This is a genomic window from Rhizobium sp. CF122 (assembly GCF_000282035.1).
Lineage (GTDB): Bacteria > Pseudomonadota > Alphaproteobacteria > Rhizobiales > Rhizobiaceae > Rhizobium.
In genome coordinates this window covers 105,735-128,724 of sequence record NZ_AKKA01000095.1, presented here as the reverse complement: position 1 = coordinate 128,724, position 22,990 = coordinate 105,735, and the positions used below count along the sequence as shown (strand labels likewise).

General features: G+C 60.8%; 19 protein-coding genes. 6 read left to right on the top strand and 13 right to left on the bottom strand.

The annotated features are described in order from the left end of the window. Positions 1-147: 147 nt before the first annotated feature. Together PMI09_RS24560 and PMI09_RS24555 are read left to right on the top strand one after the other, a co-directional pair. The gene (locus PMI09_RS24560) at positions 148-1,224 is read left to right on the top strand and encodes a DUF917 domain-containing protein (RefSeq protein WP_007800798.1); all 1,077 of its coding nucleotides are present in this window, start codon (positions 148-150) and stop codon (positions 1,222-1,224) included. Continuing rightward, the gene (locus PMI09_RS24555; protein WP_007800797.1) at positions 1,221-2,759 is read left to right on the top strand and encodes a hydantoinase/oxoprolinase N-terminal domain-containing protein; all 1,539 of its coding nucleotides are present in this window, start codon (positions 1,221-1,223) and stop codon (positions 2,757-2,759) included. Before PMI09_RS24560 ends, PMI09_RS24555 begins: the two co-directional genes overlap by 4 nt. Positions 2,760-2,950: 191 nt before the next feature. Here PMI09_RS24555 and PMI09_RS32375 read toward each other — a convergent pair whose 3' ends face one another. The 7 genes from PMI09_RS32375 to PMI09_RS24520 all read right to left on the bottom strand — a co-directional run bounded on the left by PMI09_RS32375 (position 2,951) and on the right by PMI09_RS24520 (position 9,690). Continuing rightward, positions 2,951-3,700 (bottom strand): hypothetical protein, encoded by a 750-nt coding sequence (locus PMI09_RS32375; protein ID WP_244423820.1) that lies wholly within the window; start codon positions 3,698-3,700, stop codon positions 2,951-2,953. An 87-nt stretch (positions 3,701-3,787) separates the two neighbouring features. After that, positions 3,788-4,375, bottom strand: coding sequence for a DUF6088 family protein (locus PMI09_RS24545; protein ID WP_007800792.1), 588 nt, complete (start codon positions 4,373-4,375; stop codon positions 3,788-3,790). A 41-nt stretch (positions 4,376-4,416) separates the two neighbouring features. Further along, positions 4,417-5,142, bottom strand: a complete 726-nt coding sequence (locus PMI09_RS24540; protein ID WP_007800790.1) for a ribonuclease activity regulator RraA — start codon at positions 5,140-5,142, stop codon at positions 4,417-4,419. 14 nt (positions 5,143-5,156) lie between these two features. Further along, the gene (gene araD / locus PMI09_RS24535) at positions 5,157-6,893 is read right to left on the bottom strand and encodes an L-arabinonate dehydratase (protein WP_007800788.1); all 1,737 of its coding nucleotides are present in this window, start codon (positions 6,891-6,893) and stop codon (positions 5,157-5,159) included. A gap of 38 nt (positions 6,894-6,931) precedes the next feature. Then, entirely contained in the window at positions 6,932-7,801 is an 870-nt protein-coding gene (locus PMI09_RS24530; protein WP_007800786.1) for an ABC transporter permease, read from the bottom strand. A 3-nt stretch (positions 7,802-7,804) separates the two neighbouring features. Further along, on the bottom strand, positions 7,805-8,620 hold the full coding sequence (locus PMI09_RS24525; protein ID WP_007800783.1) for an ABC transporter ATP-binding protein: 816 nt from the start codon (positions 8,618-8,620) through the stop codon (positions 7,805-7,807). Positions 8,621-8,685: 65 nt separating this feature from the next. Beyond that, entirely contained in the window at positions 8,686-9,690 is a 1,005-nt protein-coding gene (locus tag PMI09_RS24520) for an ABC transporter substrate-binding protein (protein WP_007800781.1), read from the bottom strand. A gap of 147 nt (positions 9,691-9,837) precedes the next feature. Here PMI09_RS24520 and PMI09_RS24515 point away from each other — a divergent pair, with 147 nt between their 5' ends. Beyond that, a complete protein-coding gene (locus PMI09_RS24515; RefSeq protein ID WP_007800779.1) occupies positions 9,838-10,530 on the top strand; it encodes a GntR family transcriptional regulator in 693 nt (230 codons plus the stop codon). A gap of 205 nt (positions 10,531-10,735) precedes the next feature. Here PMI09_RS24515 and PMI09_RS24510 read toward each other — a convergent pair whose 3' ends face one another. The 6 genes from PMI09_RS24510 to PMI09_RS24485 all read right to left on the bottom strand — a co-directional run bounded on the left by PMI09_RS24510 (position 10,736) and on the right by PMI09_RS24485 (position 15,852). Continuing rightward, a complete protein-coding gene (locus tag PMI09_RS24510; RefSeq protein ID WP_007800777.1) occupies positions 10,736-11,218 on the bottom strand; it encodes a MarR family winged helix-turn-helix transcriptional regulator in 483 nt (160 codons plus the stop codon). Positions 11,219-11,363: 145 nt separating this feature from the next. Continuing rightward, entirely contained in the window at positions 11,364-12,395 is a 1,032-nt protein-coding gene (locus PMI09_RS24505; protein ID WP_007800776.1) for a hypothetical protein, read from the bottom strand. Between the two features lie 44 nt (positions 12,396-12,439). Further along, entirely contained in the window at positions 12,440-13,081 is a 642-nt protein-coding gene (locus PMI09_RS24500; protein WP_007800774.1) for an N-carbamoylsarcosine amidohydrolase, read from the bottom strand. Between the two features lie 10 nt (positions 13,082-13,091). Then, the gene (locus PMI09_RS24495; protein WP_007800772.1) at positions 13,092-13,844 is read right to left on the bottom strand and encodes a maleate cis-trans isomerase family protein; all 753 of its coding nucleotides are present in this window, start codon (positions 13,842-13,844) and stop codon (positions 13,092-13,094) included. A 74-nt stretch (positions 13,845-13,918) separates the two neighbouring features. Continuing rightward, positions 13,919-14,719, bottom strand: a complete 801-nt coding sequence (locus PMI09_RS24490) for an alpha/beta fold hydrolase (protein ID WP_007800770.1) — start codon at positions 14,717-14,719, stop codon at positions 13,919-13,921. Continuing rightward, positions 14,716-15,852: an FAD-dependent monooxygenase gene (locus tag PMI09_RS24485; RefSeq protein ID WP_007800768.1), complete on the bottom strand. Its 1,137-nt coding sequence runs from the start codon at positions 15,850-15,852 to the stop codon at positions 14,716-14,718. Before PMI09_RS24485 ends, PMI09_RS24490 begins: the two co-directional genes overlap by 4 nt. Before the next feature lie 358 nt (positions 15,853-16,210). Between PMI09_RS24485 and PMI09_RS24480 the strand changes: the two genes are divergently transcribed. From PMI09_RS24480 to PMI09_RS24470, 3 genes are read left to right on the top strand one after another with little or no spacing between them, the layout of a single operon-like run. Beyond that, on the top strand, positions 16,211-16,750 hold the full coding sequence (locus tag PMI09_RS24480; RefSeq protein ID WP_007800766.1) for a (2Fe-2S)-binding protein: 540 nt from the start codon (positions 16,211-16,213) through the stop codon (positions 16,748-16,750). Beyond that, a complete protein-coding gene (locus tag PMI09_RS24475) occupies positions 16,747-20,289 on the top strand; it encodes a molybdopterin cofactor-binding domain-containing protein (RefSeq protein WP_007800764.1) in 3,543 nt (1,180 codons plus the stop codon). Before PMI09_RS24480 ends, PMI09_RS24475 begins: the two co-directional genes overlap by 4 nt. Before the next feature lie 13 nt (positions 20,290-20,302). Then, complete coding sequence (locus PMI09_RS24470; protein ID WP_007800762.1) at positions 20,303-22,987, top strand: hypothetical protein; 2,685 nt, start codon at positions 20,303-20,305, stop codon at positions 22,985-22,987. Positions 22,988-22,990: the final 3 nt, after the last annotated feature.

Here is a 22,990-nt window from a genome sequence, read left to right as displayed (position 1 = left end):
GGACCCGGGCCCTATTTGGGGGCGGGACAGCGAGAGCAATTCCAGGAAAACTGGGGAACGGTTTTCCCGGAATTGCGAGAAAACAACGAGATAAAGCGGCTCAGAGGTTCCGTGAAAGCTGAACCGCTCTATTGCCGAAGGTGAAACATGCTTCAGGAATTTTCCGAAGACAATATCGAGCCGCTCGCAACGGGAGCCTGGATCCTGGGAACCGGCGGCGGTGGCAATCCCTATATCTCGACCCTTAACCTTCGCAGGCTCTATGCCGAGGGCCGTCGCGTGCAGGTGATGGATCCAATGGCGCTCGATGACGACGACATGATCGCGGTCGTCTCGAAGATGGGCGCGCCGCTTGTGGGGCAGGAGCGTTTGAGCGATCCCGTGCATCTGGCGCGCGCGGTCGAGGTCATGGAGGATTATCTCGGCAAGCCCTTTCGCGCGATCATGAGCGTCGAGATCGGTGGTTCGAATGCGCTCTCCTCTTTTCTCGCCGCCGCGATGCTGGGCCGGCCGGTCGTCAATGCCGATGCGATGGGACGCGCCTATCCCGAGGCCCAGATGACCTCTTTCGCCATTGGCAATCTGCCGATGTTTCCGCTTTCCCTCGTCGACGTCCGCGACAACGAGGTCATCGTCACCAAGGCCGCATCCTGGAAATGGATGGAGCGGATATCACGCAAGGTCTGCACGGAGGTCGGCTCGACTGCAGCGACCTGCAAGGCGCCGCGCACCGGCCGCGAGGTGAAGGACTGGGGCATTCATTACACCATAACGAAGGCTACGGAGCTTGGCCGCGCCGTCATCGAGGCGCGCGCGCGTCATGACGATCCGGTGAAGGCGGTTCTCGATCACGAGGGCGGCAAGCAATTGTTTCGCGGCAAGGTGATCGATGTGGCGCGCGAAACCACAGGTGGCTTCCTGCGCGGGCGAACCGTAATCGAGGGCATCGATGCCGACAAGGGTGCGCGAATGGAGCTCGCCTTCCAGAACGAATGGGCTGTCGCCTTCCGCGATGGCGAGCCGGTAGCGATGACGCCGGATCTCCTTTGCCTGCTCGACACGATTTCCGGCAGCGCCATCGGCACGGAATCCGTGCGCTACGGCCAGCGTGTGACCGTAGTGGCTCTGCCGGCACCCGAACTCCTGACCTCGCCTGCTGGGATCGTTGCCGTCGGTCCTCGTGCCTTCGGTTACGACATTGATTTCAGATCGGTATTCGCATGAAACGCATCGGTATTGACGTTGGCGGCACCAATACGGATGCCGTTCTGATAGACGGTGAGAAGATCATCGCTTCCATCAAGGTTCCCACCACGCAGGACGTCATGTCCGGCGTGAAGTCGGCCCTGAGCCATGTCGCCGCACATGCCGGCGTATCCGGCCGGCCGATCGACGCCGTCATGATCGGCACCACGCACTTTACCAACGCCGTTGTCGAACGGGCGCGACTGGAAAGGGTGGCGGCGATCCGCATTGCACTGCCGACCGGCGCTTCCCTGCCGCCGATGTGCGATTGGCCAGACGACCTGCGCGCGGCAGTCGATCCGCTCATCTTCATGGTTCATGGCGGTCATGAATATGACGGTAGCCCGCTCGTGCCGATGATCCCTGACGAGATCCGCGAAGCCGCGATGAAGATCCGCGATGCCGGCATCACGTCGATCGCGATATCCGCGACCTTCTCGCCGCTGACCACCGAATGCGAGGTCAAGGCGGCTGAGATTGTTCGGTCGGTGATCCCGGATGCGAGGATCACGCTGTCTCACACCCTCGGGCGGATCGGTCTGCTCGAGCGTGAAAATGTCGCGCTTCTCAATGGGGCGCTGCAGTCGCTCGGCAGGACCACGGTGCAGGCGTTCTCGGATGCGCTGCGCGAAGCGGGCGTTGCCGCACCCTTTTACCTGACGCAGAACGACGGTACGGTAGCGCTGGCGGATGTCGCGGCCGCCAATCCGGTTCACAGCTTTGCCTCCGGTCCGACGAATTCGATGCGGGGTGCCGCCTTCCTGACCGGCTTGAGCGACGCGATGGTGGTCGATGTCGGCGGCACCACTTCGGATATCGGCTGCCTCGTCGGCGGCTTTCCGCGCGAGGCCAATAATATCGTCCACATCGGCGGCGTGCGCACCCTGTTCCGCATGCCCGATCTCCTGCCGATCGCCCTTGGCGGCGGAACGATCATCGATCCGGAAACGGGCAAGATCGGCCCGCGTTCGGTCGGCTATCGCATCCTGACGGAGGCGCGCGTCTTTGGCGGCAATACGCTGACCACCTCGGACATCGCCGTCGCCGCCGGTCTGATCGAGATGGGAGACAGGGATCGCGTTCGCGATCTCGATCCGGCCTTCGTTAAGGCGAGCCTCGAACGAATCCGCGATATTGTAACGGATAGCTTCGACCAGATGAAGACGTCGGCAGAGGACGTGCCGCTGGTCGCCGTCGGCGGCGGCGCCTTCCTGATCCCGGAAAAGATCGCGGGAGCCTCGGAGGTCCTTCGCGTCGAGAATGCCGGTGTCGCCAATGCGCTCGGTGCTGCGATGGCGCAGGTGTCTGGCGAGGTCGACCAGGTATTTTCGGGGTTGAGCCGCGACGAAGCCATCGCCAAGGCGGAAGCGGAGGCGCAGGATGCCGCCGTTGCTTCCGGCGCGAGCCGCGAAAGCCTGAAGACGCTCGAAGTCGAGGATATTCCGATTGCCTACCTGCCCGGTGGCGCGCGTCGTGTAAGAGCAAGGGTCATCGGCGATATCGCCTTTAACTAGGGCAATTCCAAGAAAAGTGCGCGGCGGTTTTCCGTCCGGAATTGCGTGAAAACAAAAGAATGTATCGCGCCCGATCATGCCGACCGGGCGGCGTTCATGGGAGCGGTGATGTCGTTTGGCACTTAACCGTAAGAATGCGGCCGTTACTTTCTTGGTTGGCATTTAATTTGAGATTCCATGCGCCGAGAATCTCAAATTAAATGCAACTGCGAAGACGTCCGCGACTGACGTGCGCAGTCCACGATCTCGTCTATAGCGCTGCCGAAGCGAGCTTTGTTCTCGCCCATCATATGGCCACGCAGCATGTGAAGCATTTCCGGCCCGGCACGCTGGACGATGGCCACACCAGCTAACAGGGCTGGCCTTAAGTGCAGCGGCAATAGCGTACTTGCTCGCGACGGAAGTTTGCTGGTTTTCATCCTGAGAACGTCATCGAGATCAGGAATGATCACACCGAGCACTCTATAGTCTGACCATTCGTAAAGCGCCGGGACAGGCTTCGGAACGCGTCGCATCAGCAGGAGGCCGGCAATCTCGCTTGGCGCCATCCAGTTTTGCATGCCACGCTCGGCCTCGTCGTCGAGAAGCTGTTCTCCTTTAAGAGCACTATTGTGATAGCGACTGAAGGGCGAGGGGCGGGCACTCCCGTCAGTGTTCTGAAGGGGGTTACCACAAAGCGGACACGTGATGCGCCATCCAAGAAACCGGCTACGAAGAACGGGCTGCAACCCGTTCGTAGTTGGACTGCAGCTGCAACATAATTGCCGGGGCTCGCGGGCAATCAGCAGCCGTGATGATTGCGGAATATTCGTGAAGGTCATGCCGCGGACCGTAACCGGATCGACCGAAAACATCGAGGCTGTGCGGTCGCCCTGATCTTCGGTGAGATCTAAATCGGCCGCGCGCAATGACAGCACTTCGGGAAGGCAATGCTGAAGCATAGCCAATGGAGGGACCGCGGCTGTACCTTCATTTTCTCGGCAACGATGCGCAGGAGTGCTCCGAAATCCTTATGGTTATGCAGGAAATCAGCTGGCATGCGCGTCCGCCACGAGGCCATTGAAGAATTTGCGGGTGCGTACCAGGCCGTATTCCTTGGCGGCACGGGCGAGGGCGCTGCGATTGCCTTGGAGGGCACGTTCTTTCACACGGGCCAGCACCTGGTCGCGGTCTTCGGCCAAATGGTCGAGATTATTGACCAGATCGACCAGCAGGAATTCTTTGGTCAGGGTTTTGGGGAAGGCCGGCTTCTTGCGAAACTCGAATTCTCGACCGCCCAACGTGAAGTTTCCGTGGCGCTTATGATTGTAGACGACAGTCTTGTTATAGAGCTGCGTCGCGCCGACACCGAGGTTGTTGTAAGCATTGGACGAGGAGACCAGATACCGGTCGTCCTTCAGGAAGGCCTCGACGAGGACGTCATCTTCGGCAGGGGCTTTGCCGAATGCGGTCTGCTTCGGCCGGTGGTAGACTCCGGTCGATAGCTTGGTCAGGTATCCTTCCGCCAGCAGCTGCTGTAGGTGTCGATCAATAGACGACGACCATTGGGCGAGATCCTCCCGACGGTAGACCTTGCCGGACCGCAAATGCTTTTTCAGTTCCTGTAGCTTCGTCATGGGATAGCTCCTGCACGCACAATAGCGAGGCTACACGGCCTTCAGCGCCCGTAGGTTTGGCGCCACGTTTCATACTTCGCCAAGTGCTCGTCCTTGGTAGGAGGGTAAAGACCGATGATGGCTTCGCCAGCCTTGACCTGCTCGAGGACAAAATCCTCGTAGCTTTCCATCGCCGTGCATTCCTCGGCAAGTTCTTCCGCAAGATGAGCTGGGATTACCATCACGCCGTCTCGATCGCCGACCAGCACGTCACCGGGAAATACCGCCACATCGCCGCAGGCGATCGGCACATTGATATCGAGCGCTTCATGGTGAGTCAGATTGGTCGGGGCCGACGGCTTTGCGTAATAGGCGGGCATGTCGAGTTCGCCGATGCCGACCGCGTCGCGAAAGCCGCCATCCGAGACGACGCCGGCGGCGCCGCGTAGCGCCAGGCGGGTGATCAGGATCGACCCGGCAGTCGCTGCGCGGGCGTCCTTACGCGCATCCATCACCAAGACATGGCCGGGTGGGCAGGTTTCCATGGCGACGCGCTGCGGATGATCGGCATTGCGGAATACGGTGATCGGATTGCGATCCTCGCGGGCCGGAATGTAGCGCAGTGTAAAGGCCTGCCCGACCATGGTATCGGCCTTCGGCGCCACGGGCACGACGCCCTGGATGAACTGGTTGCGAAGGCCGCGCTTGAACAGCGCTGTGGCGATCGATGCGGTCGAGATCTTCTTGAATTTGGCGCGGGTCGCTTCGCTCAATACGTAGTCGGTCATCGGTATTCCCTTCCTCAATAGATATCCGGCTCGCCGGCATTCTTGCCGAAACCGGTTTCCAGAAAATCGAAGTCGCAACCCTGGTCGGCCTGCGTCACATGGCGGGAGAACATCCAGCCGTAACCGCGCTGGTAACGCGGCTCTGGCGCCTTCCATTCGGCCTTGCGGCGGGCAAGCTCATTCCCGCCAACCAGCATGTCGAGTTGACGATTGGGCAGGTCGAGACGGACGATATCGCCGTTTTGCAGAAGCGACAGCGGCCCGCCGACATAACTTTCCGGCGAAACGTGCAACACGCAGGCGCCGTAGGATGTGCCGGACATACGAGCGTCGGAGATGCGCAGCATGTCGCGGTGGCCTTGCTTGATCAGCGCTTTTGGAATGGGCAGCATGCCCCATTCGGGAAAGCCGGGTCCACCCAGAGGGCCGGCATTGCGCAGAACAAGCACATGGTCGGGCGTAACGTCGAGGTTCTCGTCGTCGATCGCCTTCTTCATCTCAGGATAGCTGTCGAACACCATCGCCGGGCCCTGATGCACGTGATATCTCGGGTCACAGGCGGCCGGCTTGATGACCGCACCGTCCGGGCAGAGATTGCCGCGTACCACGGCGAGCGAACCCTCGTGATAGACCGGGTTGGAAAGCGGCCGGATGACATCGTCGTTATAGACCTGCGCGCCCTCGAGGTTCTCACCCATGGTCTTGCCGGTAACGGTCATTGCCGAAAGTTCGAGCCGGTCCTCGATCTGCTTCATCAAGGCTCGCAAGCCACCGGCATAGAAAAAGTCCTCCATCAGGTAGTCCTTGCCGGATGGGCGGACATTGGCGATCAGCGGCGTGACGCGGCCGAGTGCGTCAAGGTCGTCCAGCGTCAAGTTGACACCGGCGCGCCGCGCCATGGCGATCAGATGCACGACAGCATTGGTGGAACAGCCGGTGGCCATGGCAACGATCGCGGCATTGCGGCAGGCAGCATCGGTGACGATCTGGTCGGGGGTGAGATTTTCCCAGACCATGTCGACGATGCGGCGGCCGCACGACGCCGACATGCGCTGGTGGTTGGCATCGACGGCCGGGATTGAAGAGGCGCCAGGAAGGGTCAGGCCCATAGCATCGGCAATCGCCGTCATGGTCGAGGCAGTGCCCATGGTCATGCAGGTGCCGGCCGAGCGGGCGATGCCACCCTGCACGCCCAGCCATTCCTCGTCGGAAATGTTGCCGGCGCGGCGCTCGTCCCAGTATTTCCAGGCATCCGAACCGGAACCCAGAATCTTCCCCGCATAATTTCCGCGGAGCATCGGACCGGCAGGGAGATAGATCATCGGCACGCCAGCCGAGATCGCGCCCATGACCAGGCCGGGTGTCGTCTTGTCGCAACCGCCCATCAACACGACGCCGTCGAGCGGATGCGAACGGATCATCTCCTCCGTCTCCATGGCCAGCATGTTGCGGTAGAGCATGGAGGTCGGCTTGGTAAAACTTTCGTCGACCGAAAGAGAGGGCATCTGCACGGGAAAGCCGCCGGCCTGGGAAACTCCACGCTTTACGTCCTGCACGCGTTCCTTGAAGTGGGAGTGGCAGGTATTAAGTTCCGACCAGGTGTCGAGGATGCCGATGATCGGCTTGTCTCGGAAATCCTCTTCCGCATAACCGAGTTGCATCATGCGTGAGCGGTGGCCAAACGAGCGGAGGTCGTCAGGCGCAAACCAGCGGGCGCTTCGCAGCGTTTCTGGCGTTTTTCTGTTTGTCATGGGAAATGACCTTATAGGGATTGGAAGGAGCGGCGAAGCTATTCCTTCATGCCCCATTTCTGGATGGTGTGGCGTTCGATCGTCTGGAAAACAAGGTTTTCAACGATCAGACCGATAATGATGACGGTGAGAAGGCCGGCGAATACGGCCGGGATATCGAGCAGGTTGCGGTTCTCGAAGATGAACCAGCCGAGACCGCCCTGGCCGGACGAGACGCCGAAGACAAGTTCGGCGGCGATCAGCGTCCGCCAGGCAAAGGCCCAGCCGATCTTCAGACCGGTGAGGATGGACGGGAAGGCGGCCGGCACGAGGATGCGCAGCACGTATGAAATGCCGGTGAGGCCGTAGTTTGCCCCGACCATGCGCAGGGTGCGAGACACGCCGAGGAATCCGGAATGGGTGTTGAGGGCAACGGCCCAGAGCACCGAATGCACGAGCACGAACACCAGGCTGGAGGCACCCAGACCGAACCAGATCAGCGCCAGCGGCAAAAGCGAGATGGCCGGGAGCGGATTGAACATCGCCGTCATGGTTTCGAGAAAGTCGGTACCGATACGGGTGTTGATGGCCAGCACGGTCAGGAGCGCGGCGAGCACCGTGCCCACAGCATAGCCCACGAACAGGATCTGCAGCGTCGTCCAGATCCGGGCCGGCAGTGTCCCGTCCGCAAAGCGGTCGATCAGCGTGGTGATCGTGTCGGTGAGGGTCGGGAACAGCAGCGGGTTGTCGAGAAACGAAGCATAGACCTGCCAGACGATGGCAAGCGTCAGGATCAGCAGCGTCTTGCGCAAGGCGCCGATGCCCCACAGGGTTTCGAGTGGGCTGAGCTTCTGTTCCACCGGCTTGATGTTGTCATAAGGTTTGTTGGCCTCGACATCGGCCGCGAGAATGATGTTTGCGGACAGCATGGCTTATTCCTTGTGACCGGGCTCGTTGGAGAACAGCAGGTTATGGATATCGCGCTCAAGGGCCACGGCGCTGCCATCCTCGTGGCTGATCTTGTCGACATCGACGACCTCTGCCTTCACCCGGCCGGGATGCGGCGAGAGCAGCAGGATGCGGTTGGAAATCTTGATCGCCTCGGCGATCGAGTGGGTAACGAAGATGACCGTGAACTTGGTGTCTTCCCAGAGCTGCAGCAGCTCGTCCTGCATCTGCCGGCGGGTCAGCGCGTCAAGGGCGGCGAACGGTTCGTCCATCAGCAGGATGTCCGGCTGCATGGCCATGCCGCGGGCAATGGCCACGCGCTGTTTCATGCCACCCGACAGTGTGTGCGGGTAGCTTTCGATGGCGCGAGTCAGCTTGACCTTGTCGATGTATTGGCGAGCCAGCGCCTCGGCTTCGGCCTTCGGCAGTTTGCGGGCGACAACGAGCGGGAACATGACATTTTCTAACACCGTCTTCCATGGCATCAGCTGGTCGAATTCCTGAAACACCATCATCCGGTCTGGCCCGGGGCGCTTTACCTCACGGCCGTTGATGTGGATCGCGCCAGCAGACGGAGCCATGTAGCCGCCGACAGCCTTCAGCAGCGTGGACTTGCCGCAGCCCGAGGGGCCGAGAAGAACGAAACGGTCGGATTCGCGGACATTGAAACTGACGTCTTCGGTGGCGGTGATGAGAAGGTTGGGTGTCTTGTAGCGCAGTGTCACGTGGTCAACGGACAGAAGCGGTGCCTTGTCGGCAGCCGGCGCAATGCGCTCGGCGGCGGCAATATTTGCCTGCATGATGGGTTCACTCCCTAAGAGGAGCAGCGGCAAGCGTGTCCGCCGCTGCTGGTGTCGCGACGGGCTCAGTTGCCGTTGAGATAGGCGCTGTCGGGCAGGTAATAGTCGGTCCAGGCCTTTGGCATGGTCTTCAGCGTGCCGATCTTGTTGAGATGTGCGGCAAACTTCATCGTTCCCTGCGGGTCGGTGCGCCATTCGTCCATGCCGGGTTCCTTCAGCATGGCGAGAAGATCGTCGAGGCTGGTCTTGTCGCCGGAGATGGACTTATAGGCTTCAAGGGCTGCCTTCGGATCCTTCTTGATGAAGGCGACGGCCTCTTCGGTTGCCGTACGCAGTGCCTTGACCAGTTTCGGATTGGCTTCTGCGAAGGCCGTGGTGGTGAAGAAGGTGGCTTGGGTCAAGGCACCGCCAAGGATTTCGCGCGAATCCGTGACCTTGTGGACACCTTGCTGTTTCAGCTCGACATACTGGAACGGCGGTGCGGAGAAGTGGTTCTTCACTTCATGCTTGGAGTTGGCGATGGCTGCCACTGCATCCGGATGGCCGAGCTGCACGGTGTTGGAATCGAATTTCTTGACCTGATCGTCGCCATAAAGCTTGGCTGCCGCCATCTGCAGCAGGATAGCCTGGGTCGAGACGCCGACAGTCGGCACGGCGATCTTGTCGCCTTCGCCAATATCCTTCAGCGATTTGATGCGCGGGTCGTTGGACACCATGATGACAGGTTGGGCCGAGCTGGTGATGATGCCCTTCACCTTGCCGCGGGTGCGATCCCACAGAAGCAGGAGGTTGCCAGTACCTGTATTGACGACATCGACATTACCGGCGAGCAAGGCATCAGTCTGGGCGCCACCGCCGCTAAAAGTCCGCCATTCGACGGTCACGCCCTCGACACCCTCTTTGGCGGCCTGTTTTTCGATGAGCTTCTGCGTCTCCATCACGTGGCTCGCAAGATAAAGAATGCCAGGCTGCCGGGTGATGGAGATATTGGTCTTGTCCTGTGCCTGGCTCGGACAAGCCAAGCCTAGAGCCATAGCAATTGCGGTCACGCCGCTGATCAAGAGTCGCATGGTTTTCCTCCCAAGGTGGGGGCCCTCCCGGCCCGGGTTTCGCCTAGTGTGAAAAGCGAATAATGCATTGAAGCACTAAAACATCAGTGCATCAACCCCGCTTTTATGTTTTAGTACTGTGATGGCGAGCAAGTGGATGGAAATGGGATGGGTAGTGTGATGAGGGGCAGCCAACTGGACCGTTCGCGGCAGGTGGCGCTACAGGTGCATGAAATTCTGCGGGAGCGCATCCTCAAGGTAGAACTAGCGCCAGGCACGATTTTGTCGCGGGCATCGTTGCAGTTGGAGTTCGGGGTCAGCCAGACGCCGGTACGTGACGCCCTGATGCGGCTGCAGGAAGAAGGGATCGTCGATGTCTATCCGCAATATGCGACGGTTGTGGCGAAGATCGATATTGACCATGCCAGGCAAGCGCAGTTCCTGCGGTTGTCGATCGAACTCGAAGCGGTGCGAAGGTTAACGGAGGCGGCACCCGCCAAGACTGCAGCCGAACTTGGAGAAATCCTCGCCAGGCAGAAAGCGGTGGCAACGCCCGAAACCTACGACACATTTGACGGCATCGACCGCGAGTTTCACAGAAAACTCTATGAAAGGAGCGGCATCCTGCAGCTCTGGGCAAATGTTCGTCGCCAGAGTGTTCACCTCGATCGATTGCGTCGCCTGAACCTGCCAATGCCTGGAAAGATGCAGATGGTGATCGCGGACCACGCGGCAATCGTCGAGGCTATAGGGTCCGGCAAACCCGAGGCAGCGGCTGCGGCGCTAAGGCGCCATCTGTCAGGCACTCTTTCCATCATTGACGTTATCAGCGCAGAATTCCCTGATTATATTCGAGCTTGATTGGACAGCCCGAGGGACTATCACATTCCGAGAATAACGCTTCATAGGGGCTGATTTTTGTTACTCAGCCGAACCTCATGCTCTTAACAGGCGATAGAGACTGAGCCGAAATCGCGAACGCCAGTTCCATAAAAAGCGATATATGCCGCAATCGCCTGATCGATGGTTCGATTCCGTTCAAGACCGCAGGTACCCCAATCAACACCTACTGTTCTCCAGTCTCATCGTCGGCGATCTTGCGCAGCAGATACAACAACGCTATGCGTTCCGCGGGGTTGAGACGCGCGACGGTCTTTTCGCTGATGATATAGGCTTGTGGATACATGTCCTGCAGCAGGGCTTCGCCCCTGGGCAGCAGGGAGATCACCACCTTGCGGCCGTCGGCCTGGTCCTTGGAGAGATCGATCAGTCCGCGGGCCTTCAGCCGCTCGACGATGCCACGGATGGTCGCCTGGTCGACGGAGGTGGCCTTGACGAGCTCGACCTGTGAACTGGGCCCGAGGTCATGCAGCGCGCACAGCGTCACAAACTGCACCGATGTCAGGTCTGGATCACTGGCATTGGTCTGGAAAATCGACAGATGACGCTGATAGGCCTTGCGCAGCAGATGCCCGACTTGCTCCGTGACGTGGTAGCCATTCTGAGGCGCCGGCGCTTCGGGGAGGCCTTCGGTGTCTTTTGCGGTCATAGTCGGTGTGGTCCATCGGTTTGCGGCTCTTCGGCGCGAATGCATCGCGCACTGCAGGAAACATCACAGCAGGTTGCGCTGGTCAAGGCGTCTCGAGCCGCACCCGCTCCGCGCGATTTCACGCGGAGCGGCTTGGCTATCTCGGCTATTTGAAGTTGTACTTCATTTCCTTGACGGCGATGTCGCCATCCAGAACCATCGGTTCATCGTCGAGGAACAGCGAGCAACCGCGCATCGGGATGTCCAGATGGCAGGCGGTGTCGTTCGGGCCGCCGAGCTCGTTGTTGGGGCCAGTGGAGAACATCACGTTGCCGTAGAAGGAGCGTGCCTCCATGCCCATGCCTCCGGGGAATTCGCCGGGCACCATTCGATGCCACTTAGCGTTCTGATTAAGGCCCCAGCCGACATGGCTCATGCCCATGCCACGCGGGTCGTTGAAACCTGCCATATAGGATTTGACCAGCTCGGCATCGAGACCGCCGCGAATGTCGGTGATCCAACCGTTTTCGATCGTATAAATGATCGGGTCGCGCACGTAGATGTTCTGCGGCAGCAGGATATCGCCCGGAGCAACGACGATTGTACCGTCGACGCCATCGTCGTCACCACCGGTAAAGACAAAGCCGGACGGCCAATGATCCCAGCGGCCCGGCTCGTCCGTGCACGCATATTCCGTAATGGCGGGATAGGTGTTGAGCTTGTAGGTGACATCCGTGCCATGCGGAGAAGTGATCCGCATCACCTTCGCCTTGGACAGCAGGTCTCCGGCAAATTCAACGCGCTCGCGCAGTTCCTTTGTCGGCAGCATGCGCGCCAGAATCTCCGGCGGTTCCACGGCGGTCAGGATACGCGTGCCGGCCGCCTGGATCGCCATCTGTTCCGGGCTGAAGAGTAGAAAGATGCAATCGATCAGCATGTCGGCGGCCTTCAGGGCCTCTACCGCTTCCGGCATGGCAGCAAGGCCTGTCTGGCCGACCGCCCATGCACCTGCCGGCGGCACCGGCGGCAAACGCATGTGATACATCTTGGCGCCAAGACGCATGCCCGCCGCCATGAAGGCGTCGGCGTAATCGAGGCGCTCGTTGCCCTGGGTAAGGACAATGAGTTTTTCTCCCTCGTGGACGCCCGACATCTTCAACTGATGTAGGCAGATTTCCGTGAAGCTGAATTGATCCATGCTCATTCCCCTATCTTGTTTGAAGGCTTGGCTGTTTTGTAAAGTTACGGACAGTCGGACTTGACCTTGGCAATTTCGGCGATCGCCTCCTCCCTCGAAACGACATCGCCATACTTGCTGTCGATGTCGAAGAGGTTGGCATTGTGCGGATCGGGATGCCGGTCGCCGACGCAATCGCGCACGACAATGGTCCGGAAGCCGTGCTGCACGGCATCGACGGCGCTCGCACGGATGCAGCCGCTGGTCGAGCAGCCGGCTAACACGACCGTGTCGATGCCCTGCGCACGCAGATGCGAGGCGAGGCTGGTGCCGAAGAAGGCGCTGGCATATTGCTTGACTATGACAAGTTCGCCTTTTTCCGGAGCGACGCCGTCGCAGAATTCGGCCAGCACGTTGCCCTCGACCATGGCCTTCATGACCGGGGCCTTCTTCACCCACATGCCGCCATCGGCACAGTTTTCCGCGAGATAAAGGATGCGGGTGTGGATGACGGGAATGCCTGCGGCCCGCGCAGCAGCCAGAAGCGCCGGTGTTTGCGCCACTGCATCGACGACACCCGGCGCAAAGAGCGGCGCGCCTTCCACCGTATAGGCCTTCAGAAAGTCTATGACGAGCAAGGCGGGGCGCTGGCCGAAGCCGATGCGGTTGCCCCAGACGCCCTGATAGTTGGTTTCGGCACTGACCATCGGGCTCTCCTCAATACGCGCCGGACAGCAGCGCGCCGGCACCCGGTACGACGGCTTCCATTCCCAGTGATTTCAGCATGCAATACGTGGTGGCGACGGCGGCGGTGAGGACCGGCTTGCCCGTCATGGCCTCGACCTTGGCGATCACAGGCAGCGACGGCATCTGCACGCAGGCCGAAAGCACGATCACGTCGACATCCGAGAGAGCGAGTGTCTGGACGATCGCCGGCAGGTTTTCCGGGTCGTGGCGGGCGACATCGAGATTATCGGCAATTTCCAGCGCCCGCCAATCCATCACCTCGAAGCCCTCTTCGCGAATATAGTTCACGACGAGTTCGGTGAGGGGCTTCATATACGGTGCGACGACGGCAATCTTCTTGGCCTTCATCACCTTCAGGCCTTCGATCAGCGCGCCGGCGCTGGTAACAACCGGAATGTTCGTGTCGTTTTCCTGAGTGCGGCCGGTGAGGCGCTTTTCCGACTGGCGGTGATAGCCGAGGCCCATCGCCATGATCGCAACCAGGCAGGCGTATCCGAGAACATCGACGCGGGCGTCGGAAAGCTCGACGGCGCAACGGTCGGATTCGGCGTCCATCGCTGCCAGTTCTTCCTTGACCACTTTCTTCATCCGCATGCGGCTGGAGTGGAAGGTGAAGCGCTCGGGGCGGATGGACTGGCGTGCCGTCAACATGGCGGGAATTTCGGTCTCCATCGTTGTATTGGAGCTCGGAACGATCTGGCCGATACGGTAATATTTCTGCACGGATGGAATCCTCTGCGTTGCAAAAGCGAGTGTCAAACAAACGCCGGTGGATCGTCGATCCGCCGCCGTTCCAATCAACGGGAGAGAAAATCTCCAAGCGCGGCAAAGAAGCCGTCGAAATCATCCCAAGGGATCATGTGCCCGGCATTGGGCACCCGGGTGATTTCCAGCGCCGGATACAGCGAGCGGGCCTCGTCCTCGTCCACGGTTTCGATCACGCCTCCTCGGCCGGCCACCATCAGCATCACCGGCCGCTTGAGCTTCGGCAGATCCGGGAGGATGTCGTCCTTGTGGAAGTCCTCGAAGGCGGTGACGATGGCGGGCTCGTAGCAGGTGTGCAGCCATTCGGCGCGCAGTTTCAGCTGTTCGTCGGTCCATGTCGGGCAAAACGCCTTCATGCCTTCCGCATCGATGCCCTTCAGCGCAAGGCGGATGCTGTCGACATACCAAGGCAGCTTGCTCGGGTAGGCGCGGCGTCCGGGGCCAGAAACCGGCGGATCGATCAGCGCGAGCCTCGAAAACGCCTCGGGCGCCGCAACGGCGGCGCGGATGGCGATGCGCGCGCCCATCGAATGGCCGAGTAGGGCAGGGGCAGGAAGCCCGAGCGCTGTGGCGAAGCCGACCACGTCGGCGGCCATCGCGTTGAGGCCGTAATCAAGGTCGGGCCCCGTCGAAGACAGCCCCCGGCCGCGCACGTCGATCACGTAGACGTCGTAGCGTTCGGCGAGCCGCTCGGCGACGAAACCCCATGTGATCGCCGGGCTGGTGATGCCAGGGATCAGGATGACCGCAGAGCCGCTTCCGCCGTAGCGCAGATAGTGTTGCCGAATGCCGTTGGCGAAGACGTTCGCACCGTACAAGGCGCCGCCGCTCATGCTGCGGTCTCGCTCTTCAGCGGCTCGGCATAGATGTCGTAGCCATAGACCCACGCGGGATCCTCCTGCTTGAGCAGGAAGGTGTTGGCGTTCGAAACGCTCTGGACACGCGTCGCGCGGTCGCGGCGGTTAGTCTCATACAGTCCGAAAGCGGCGCGGAAATCGTTGATGCCGGTTTCCTGCAGGCAGCGGGTCAGCATGGCGGCGTCTTCGATCGCCATCGCGGCACCCTGCGCCATATGGGGTTTCATCGGATGGCAGGCATCTCCCAGCAGCACGAGGCGGCCCTTGCTCCAGAGTGGCAGCGGGTTACGGTTGAACAACGGCCACTTCGTCACCTCATCGGTGCTTTCGATCAGAGCCTGGATGATCGGATGATAACCCTCGAACGCCGCCGCCATCTCGTCGCGGCTGCTGTCGACGAAAGCCGAATCGAACTCCCAGGCTGGATGCGGAACGCCGGTGACATAGTAATATTCGTCGCGGCGAGCCGTCGTGTAGTAGACCATCATGTGACGGTCCGAACCCCACCACTTGACGCAATCCTCAAACGTCAGGTCGTATTTCTTCAGCTTGTCGGACGAGATCAGAGCGCGATGGCCGACCCAGCCGCTGTAATTCGGCCTTTCTGCGCCGAGCAGCGTTTCGCGAACGCGCGAATTGATACCGTCGGCGCCGATCACGATATCGGCGCGCACCGAGGTTCCATCTTCGAATTCGATCAGCACATCGGTGCCGTTGTCGTCGAGGCGGGCCAGCTTCTTGCCGAAATGCAAGGTGCCCGGCTGCAACGCATCGCACTGAATGGCCTGCAGGTCTCCGCGGTGAACGGTGCAATAGGTCTGGCCGTAACCTTCGAGCGGAACCCGCGCGGTGTATTCGCCGGTAATGCCGTCGCGGCTGAGCCAATGGCTCGGCGTGCTGCTGATGCGGATGACCTTCTTGTCGACGCCGATGCGCTCGAAAATCTTCAGGACGTTCGGCCCCATATGGATGCCGGCACCCAGGCGCGAGAAGCTCGGCGCCTGTTCATAGACGTTGACGTCAAAACCCGCGTGCTGGAGTAGCGCACCCGCGACGGCGCCACCGAGGCCGGCGCCGATAATCGCGATCTTTTCTTTTCCGTTAGACATAGCGACCCTTCTTAGCTGTCTTTCGACGCATTGTTCCCACGATTGGTGGCTTGGCAAAAGTCTAGCGCATACGCTCTAAATAGCAATAGCGAGGCTTTAATTTTCATCAAAATTGCGCAGAAATTCCTTCGTCAATTGAATATACTAGGGAAATCGCAATCGCCAAATCCGACTTGTCATCTGTCACTATAAAGCGTATACGCTTTTTAATAAAATAAAAGGGGCAATAGATGCGAAGAGTCGGTGACTGTCGCATCGTTATGATTTGTGGGCGTCCGCGCGATGTCTGCTGCGTAGCGGTTCGGCCGATGGAAAAAGGCGTGGTCTGTGTTTCGTTCTCCGGTGCGGAGGGCCTGCTTTGACACTGCCAGTTTGCTTCAGTTTGAATGTGAACGATGCCGTAGCGAGCGTCGAAGCAAGCCCGGAAACACCGCTCCTGTACATCCTAAGAAACGATCTCTCTCTCAACGGCCCGAAGTACGGTTGTGGGCTCGGGGAATGCGGGGCGTGCGCCGTTCTCGTGGACGGTCGTGCCGTCCGGTCCTGCACGGTGCCGCTCGGTGCGGTTGGCGCGCGCCGCGTAACCACGCTTGAAGGCCTCGGGACACCCGAGCATCTGCATCCGGTCCAGGCAGCCTTTATCGACGAGGCCGCCGCTCAGTGCGGATACTGCCTGAATGGCATGATCATTGCCACCGCTTCCCTGCTCAATCGCAATGTTGATCCGAACGAGGAAGACATTCGCGAAGCACTGCGCCATCATCTCTGCCGCTGTGGGACGCATATGGAAATACTCGCTGCAGCCAGGCGGGCCGTCGGCTATGCCAAAGCCGAACGTGCGCGCCGACCCATGCCGGATCCCGTGCCGCTGGACGCCGTGAAGGAGGTTTCTCCATGACCAATCACCGCGAAATGCCAAAATCCGGCTATATGTCCGCTGCAGACATGCTGCTCATCGTCAATGATGCGTCGCTGGGCGATGCCGCAGAGCTTTACATCGCGGTCGGTGCGGATAGCCGTGTGACCGCATTCAACGGTCACGTCGATCTCGGGACCGGCATCCGTACCTCGCTGGCGCAGATCGTAGCCGAGGAGCTCAGCGTGCCGTTCGAGCAGGTGGATATGGTGCTCGGCGCCACCTCGGCTGCCCCCAATCAGGGTGCGACGATCGCCAGCGAAACGATTCAGATCACTGCCATTCCCCTGCGCCAGGCCGCCGCCACCGCCCGCCATTATCTGCTCGCCAAGGCGGCAAACAAGGCTGGCGTGGCGCTTGAGCGGCTGATCGTGGACAATGGCATCATTCGTACGGATGGCGGCGAGAACTGGCAGCTCAGCTTCGGCGACATCATCGCCGGCGACCATGTGAGGCTGTCGATCGACAAGACAGCCGCGCTAAAGCCGGCGGCGGACTATCGGCTCGTCGGCTCGTCGCGTCCGCGTGTCGATATTCCTGAAAAGGCCACCGGGCGCTGGACCTACGTGCATGATGTACGCGTGCCCGGCATGCTGCACGGTCGGGTCGTGCGCCCTCCCTATGCCGGTTTCGATCACGGCGAGCATGTCGGCAATAGCCTGATTTCGATCGATGAAGGATCGGTCGCGCATATTCAGGGGCTGGTCGGTGTGGTCGCCATCGGCGATTTTGTTGGTATCGTCGCGACCCGCGAGGAGATCGCCATCGAGGCGGCCAAGAGCCTGAAGGTCGTCTGGCGCGCGCCGCCCGAGTGGCCGGATCTGAACGCACCTGAAAAGGCGATTCGAGCCAACCCGGCGAGGCCGCGCAAGCTTGCCGACCTTGGCAATGTCGATATGGCGCTGGCCGGCAGCGCCCAGCCGATGAACCGCACGTATGTATGGCCCTACCAGATGCACGGCTCCATCGGTCCGTCCTGCGCGGTGGCGGACTATACCGAGACAGGTCTCACGGTCTGGTCGGGCACGCAGAACCCATTCCCCATGCGCCGCGATCTGGCACTCCTTCTCGACATGCCGGAAGATCTCATCCAGGTCGAGCGGCTGGAAGCTGCGGGCTGCTATGGCCGTAACTGCGCCGACGACGTCACGGCTGACGCAGCACTGCTGTCGCGCGCCGTCAAGGCACCCGTGCGGGTGCAACTGACCCGCGAGCAGGAACATGCCTGGGAGCCGAAGGGCGCCGCCCAGATCATGGACGTGCGCGGCGGTCTCGATCTGGAGGGTGGTCCGTCTGCCTACGATTTCGAAACCCGCTATCCCTCCAATCTCGCCCCGACGCTCTCCCTGATCCTCACCGGCAAGGTGCCGCCGGTCTCCGATGTCGTGCAGATGGGCGATCGCACTGCGATCCCGCCCTATGCCTATGGCAATCTTCGCGTGACCGTGCATGACATGCCACCGATTGCGCGTGCATCGTGGTTCCGTGGCGTCTCGGCGATGCCGAACACCTTTGCCCACGAGTGCTACATTGATGAACTGGCCGCTGCCGCCGGCGTCGATCCGATCGAGTATCGGCTTCGCTATCTCCACGATCCGCGCGCCGTCGATCTGGTGCATGCGCTGGCCGAACGGGCGAAGTGGGTGCCGCATACGGCATGGGGCACCCTCGGCGGCGAGGGCGACCTGCTCTATGGGCGCGGGTTTGCCTATGCCATTTACATCCACGGGCCGTTCCCGGGCAAGGCCGCCGCATGGGCCGCTTGGGTCGCCGATGTCGCCGTCAACAAGAAGACCGGCGAGATCGCGGTGACCAAGGTCACCTGCGCGCAGGATTCCGGGATGATGATCAATCCCGATGGCGTGCGCCACCAGATCCATGGCAATATCATTCAATCCACCAGCCGGGTGCTGAAGGAGAAGGTCGAATTCTCGTCGACCGCCGTGCAGTCGAAGGAATGGGGCGGCTATCCGCTGATCACCTTCCCCGAGGTCCCCGCCATCGACGTGCTGATGCTGCCGCGGCAGGACGAACCGCCGCTCGGCGTCGGAGAGTCCGCCTCCGTTCCCAGTGCCTCGGCAATTGCTAACGCGGTCTATGACGCCACCGGCATTCGCTTCCGTGAATTGCCATTGACGCCGGAGCTGGTGCTCGCTGCGCTGAACGGCAAGAAGGATGAAACCCCTTCCGCCCCGCCCGCAAATAAGCGTAAGTGGTGGAACATCGGTCTGTCCGCCGTCGGTGCTGTCGCGGCACTGTCCGGCATCGTCACCGTGTCCTCGCCATGGCGACCGGCAATCAGCACCATTCAGCGGCCGGATACCAACGTCTATAGCGCCGCCACAATCGAGCGTGGACGGCTGGCGGCTGCTGCCGGTGCCTGCAATGTGTGCCATGTCGGCCCCGACGGTACGCCCTTTGCTGGCGGCCGACGCTTCGACACGCCTTTTGGGGCGGTCTATGCCACCAATATCACGCCGGACACCGAAAACGGTATTGGCGCGTGGTCCTATCCGGCCTTCGAGCGGGCCATGCGCGAGGGCGTGAGCCGTGACGGCCATCACCTCTATCCCGCCCACCCCTACACATCATTTGCGGGTGCCGATGATGCTGATCTTCAGGCGCTCTATGCCTACATGATGACGCAGGCCCCGGTTGCCAAAAAGGCGCCGGAGACGAAACTGAAATTCCCCTACAGCATCCGCGCGATCATGGCGGGCTGGAACGCGCTTTTCCTGAAAGCGGAGCCGTTCAAATACGTCCAGGCCCGTGATGCACAGTGGAACAGAGGCGCTTACCTAGTGGAAACGCTCGGCCACTGTTCGGCCTGCCACACCGATCGAAACGTGCTCGGCGCGGAAAAGAGCGGCAGCGCCAGGCTTTCCGGCGGCTTTGCCGATGGCTGGGAAGCGCCGGCCTTGAATGCCTTCGCCAAGGGTCCGGTCGGCTGGACCGCCGATGCTTTCTACGACTATCTGCGCACCGGTCACTCGCGCGATCATGGCAGCGCGGCAGGCCCGATGGCGCATGTCGTCGAAGTGATGCGGCCGCTGCCGGACTCCGATATCCGCGCCATGGCAACCTATCTCGCAAGCCTGAACGAAGCGCCTGCCGACACCAAGGCACAGAGTGAAGCGGCCGTTGCGGCGAGCGAAGCCGCCAAGGCCTCTGCTGCGCATATTTCACCGAAGGGCGAGCGGCTTTTCAACGGCGCCTGCGCCACCTGCCATACCGGAAACACTATCCTGTCGTCGCTTGCCCTCAACAGCAACCTGCATGCAGACACACCCGACAATCTCATCCAGGCGATCCTGAACGGCGTCGAGGCGCCGGCGATCCTTGCGCAAACCACCGGCCGCGAAGGCCCAGAGGTGATGTCGATGCCGGCGTTTCGCGAGACGTTGAACGAAAGCCAGATCAAGGATCTCGCCGCCTATCTCAGGGCGCGCTTTGCTCCTGACAAGCCGGCCTGGACGGAGACGACAAACGCCATACAGCGCGTCACGGCATCAAGCCACTGAGGGAGCAGACGAGTTGGCCCAGATCCGAACCGGACAGGATATCGACCACCGCGGCGTGTTCGAAAAACCGACAGCCGCCTTTCGGCCCTCGGCCTACTGGTTCTGGCATTCGATCCCGACGGAGGAGGTCTGCCACGCACAGCTCGACGATTTCAAACTGAAGGGGATCGGCACCATCCTCATCCAGGCGCGTCTTGCGATGTCGCGGGATGATTATCTGTCGCCTGATTACCTCAATGCCTATCGCGTTGCGGCCGAAATCGCCGGTAAGCTTGGCCTGAAGCTCGGCATTTATGACGACTACAACTGGATCAGCGGTCACGCCGGCGGGCGCACGGTTGCGGGCTGTGACGCGGTGCGCGAACGCCACCTGTTCTGGGCCTCGTCCGAGCAGGCTGAGGGGCAGATCAGCGGCATCCATCCGCCTTTCACGCAAAAGATGGGGTCGGACATTTTCGAGTGGCAATATGAAGGCGGTCGGGTCGAGTGGTGCGAATGGGTGGTCGCGTCCGCCCTGCTGCATTCCTCCGATGAGGTTGGCGGTCTGGACGAGATTGTCGATGTGATCACACAGACATCGGTCGTTAGAAGCGACGATGTTTCCTGCACCTACGCATTCGACGGCGAGATTAAAGACGGCCAGACGTTGACGGTCTTCATCAGCGCGCGCTCAACGACCTCCCGGCTGATCAACTACCTCCTGCCGGAAGCCGCGGAGCGGTTCATCGACGTCGGGCTTGATCCGCTCGTCGAAGCGCTTGGTGATCTCGTGCCTGATCCCGTCGGCTTCGTGTTCTATGACCAGCCGGCGGCCGGGTTTTACAAGTGGGATCAGATTTCGGGCAGTCTCGGCAACAGTCTGCTGTTTGCTTCGACGCTGCCGGATGCCGCTTTGCATAGCACGGGCCAGCCGTTCGCCAAGACGCTGCTGGCGCTGCTGCGCGATGTCGGGCCTGAAACCTTGCGGTTGCGCGCGCAATTCTATGCTGCCTATTCAGCCCTGATGAACGATGCCTTCTTCGGCACGCTGCGTCGATGGGCCGAGGGCAAGGGCATCGCGCTGACTGGACACGAGATCCTACCGCATATCAGCGCGTGGTCTTTGAACGGCGGTTTCACCAGCATAGACCCCAGGGTTGCGCTCGCTGTGGATTTCTTCGGCATCGACGCTTTCAGGCATGAGACGGCGGTCGATTCCAACAATTTCATTGCCCAGCTTGCGCCGAAGCTGGGCGATTCCGTTGCCCGCTCGAATGGCCGCAGCCGCTGTGTCGTGGAGACCTATGCCAGCGCCGAGCGAACGCCCGTGCGCGCCGCCGGCCAATGGGAGCTGACGCTGGAGACAATGCGCGCGCAAGCGATCCGGCTCTATTGCCTCGGCACCCGACAGTTTCTCTGGCACGGCGTTTACCAGAGCGATGGTCACGACGACGATCCGACGCCCTTTGCCAATCCGCGTTTTGATTTCGGGCCGGGCATCAATTTCGAGCCGTGGTGGAGTTATCACGATCTGTTCGCGCAGGAGACCGCACGCATCTCCGCCTTCATCGAGCCGGCCAAACCCCGTACCCCCGTTGCAATCCTCTATCCGCTTCAGACTGCGTTCGCAGAAGGCCCGCGCCACACACATGCCACCCACATCGGCGCATGGTGCGAAAAGCTTCTGACGCAGGGACGCGACTTCATGTTGGTGAGTGAGGCTGATCTTGCGACTGCAACGATAGAGAGTAGCCGTCTCCTGGCATCGGGCCTGGTTTTCGATGCGATCGTCCTGCCATCTGTGACCGTGCTGGAGACTAAGGCGACGTTGCAAACCCTTGATGCCTTCAAGGCTGCGGGCGGTGTCATCTGGTCGTCGGGCGATCACTTGTCCACCGTCTGCGATAGCGCAATACGGGATGCCGTCGAGGTTTCAGTGCATGTCGAAGGGATGCCCGGCGACAGCGATGTGATCGCTCTGTTGCAGTCGCTTCCGTCGTCCGGTCCCGACTTGGTCTGCCGCTCTGGGAACAAGCCATGGCAATGGGTCGGATACGAGCCCGACGGCTGGTGGCGTGTCGTGCTGTTCAACGATTGCTCAACGGAGCTCGTCAGCGAGATCTCCTTCGGAGACGGCTTCGAGTGTGAGGTTTGGGCCGCGACGACAGGCGAGGTGAATGAGGCATCCACCTTCGGTCGTCTGGCGGTCGCGCTCGCACCACAGGAAGTACGTTGCATTCGGCTGCGGCAAGTGCTGCAGAAGGCAACGATCCAAGGTCAACTCTCGGATCAACCGCTTCTTGATGCTGGACACGCGATATCGCTTGTCGACGGTTGGAGCTTTGCGCCGGGCACCGGTTTAGAGTTCGTGCCGATTTCGGTGCTATCAGGTTGGGAGATGCAGGGCTTTACCGATTTCTCCGGTACCGGCATCTATCGGCTGACGCTGGAAATAGGCGATGAGGCCGATTGGGTCCTAGAATTGCCTGAGGTCAATACCGTGGTCGCCGCGTGGCTGGACGGCAGGCAGATCGATCGCCGCGGCTGGCGGCCCTATCGTTTTGCCTTGGGTCGGTTGGTCTCCGGTGTTCATTCGCTGGAACTGCGCGTCGCCAACACGGCCGCAAATCGCTATTACAGCAACACACCCTATCTCGGCGACAGCCTCGACAAGAGCGGATTGACCGCAGCACCGAAACTCATCCCGCAGACAAACTGACCG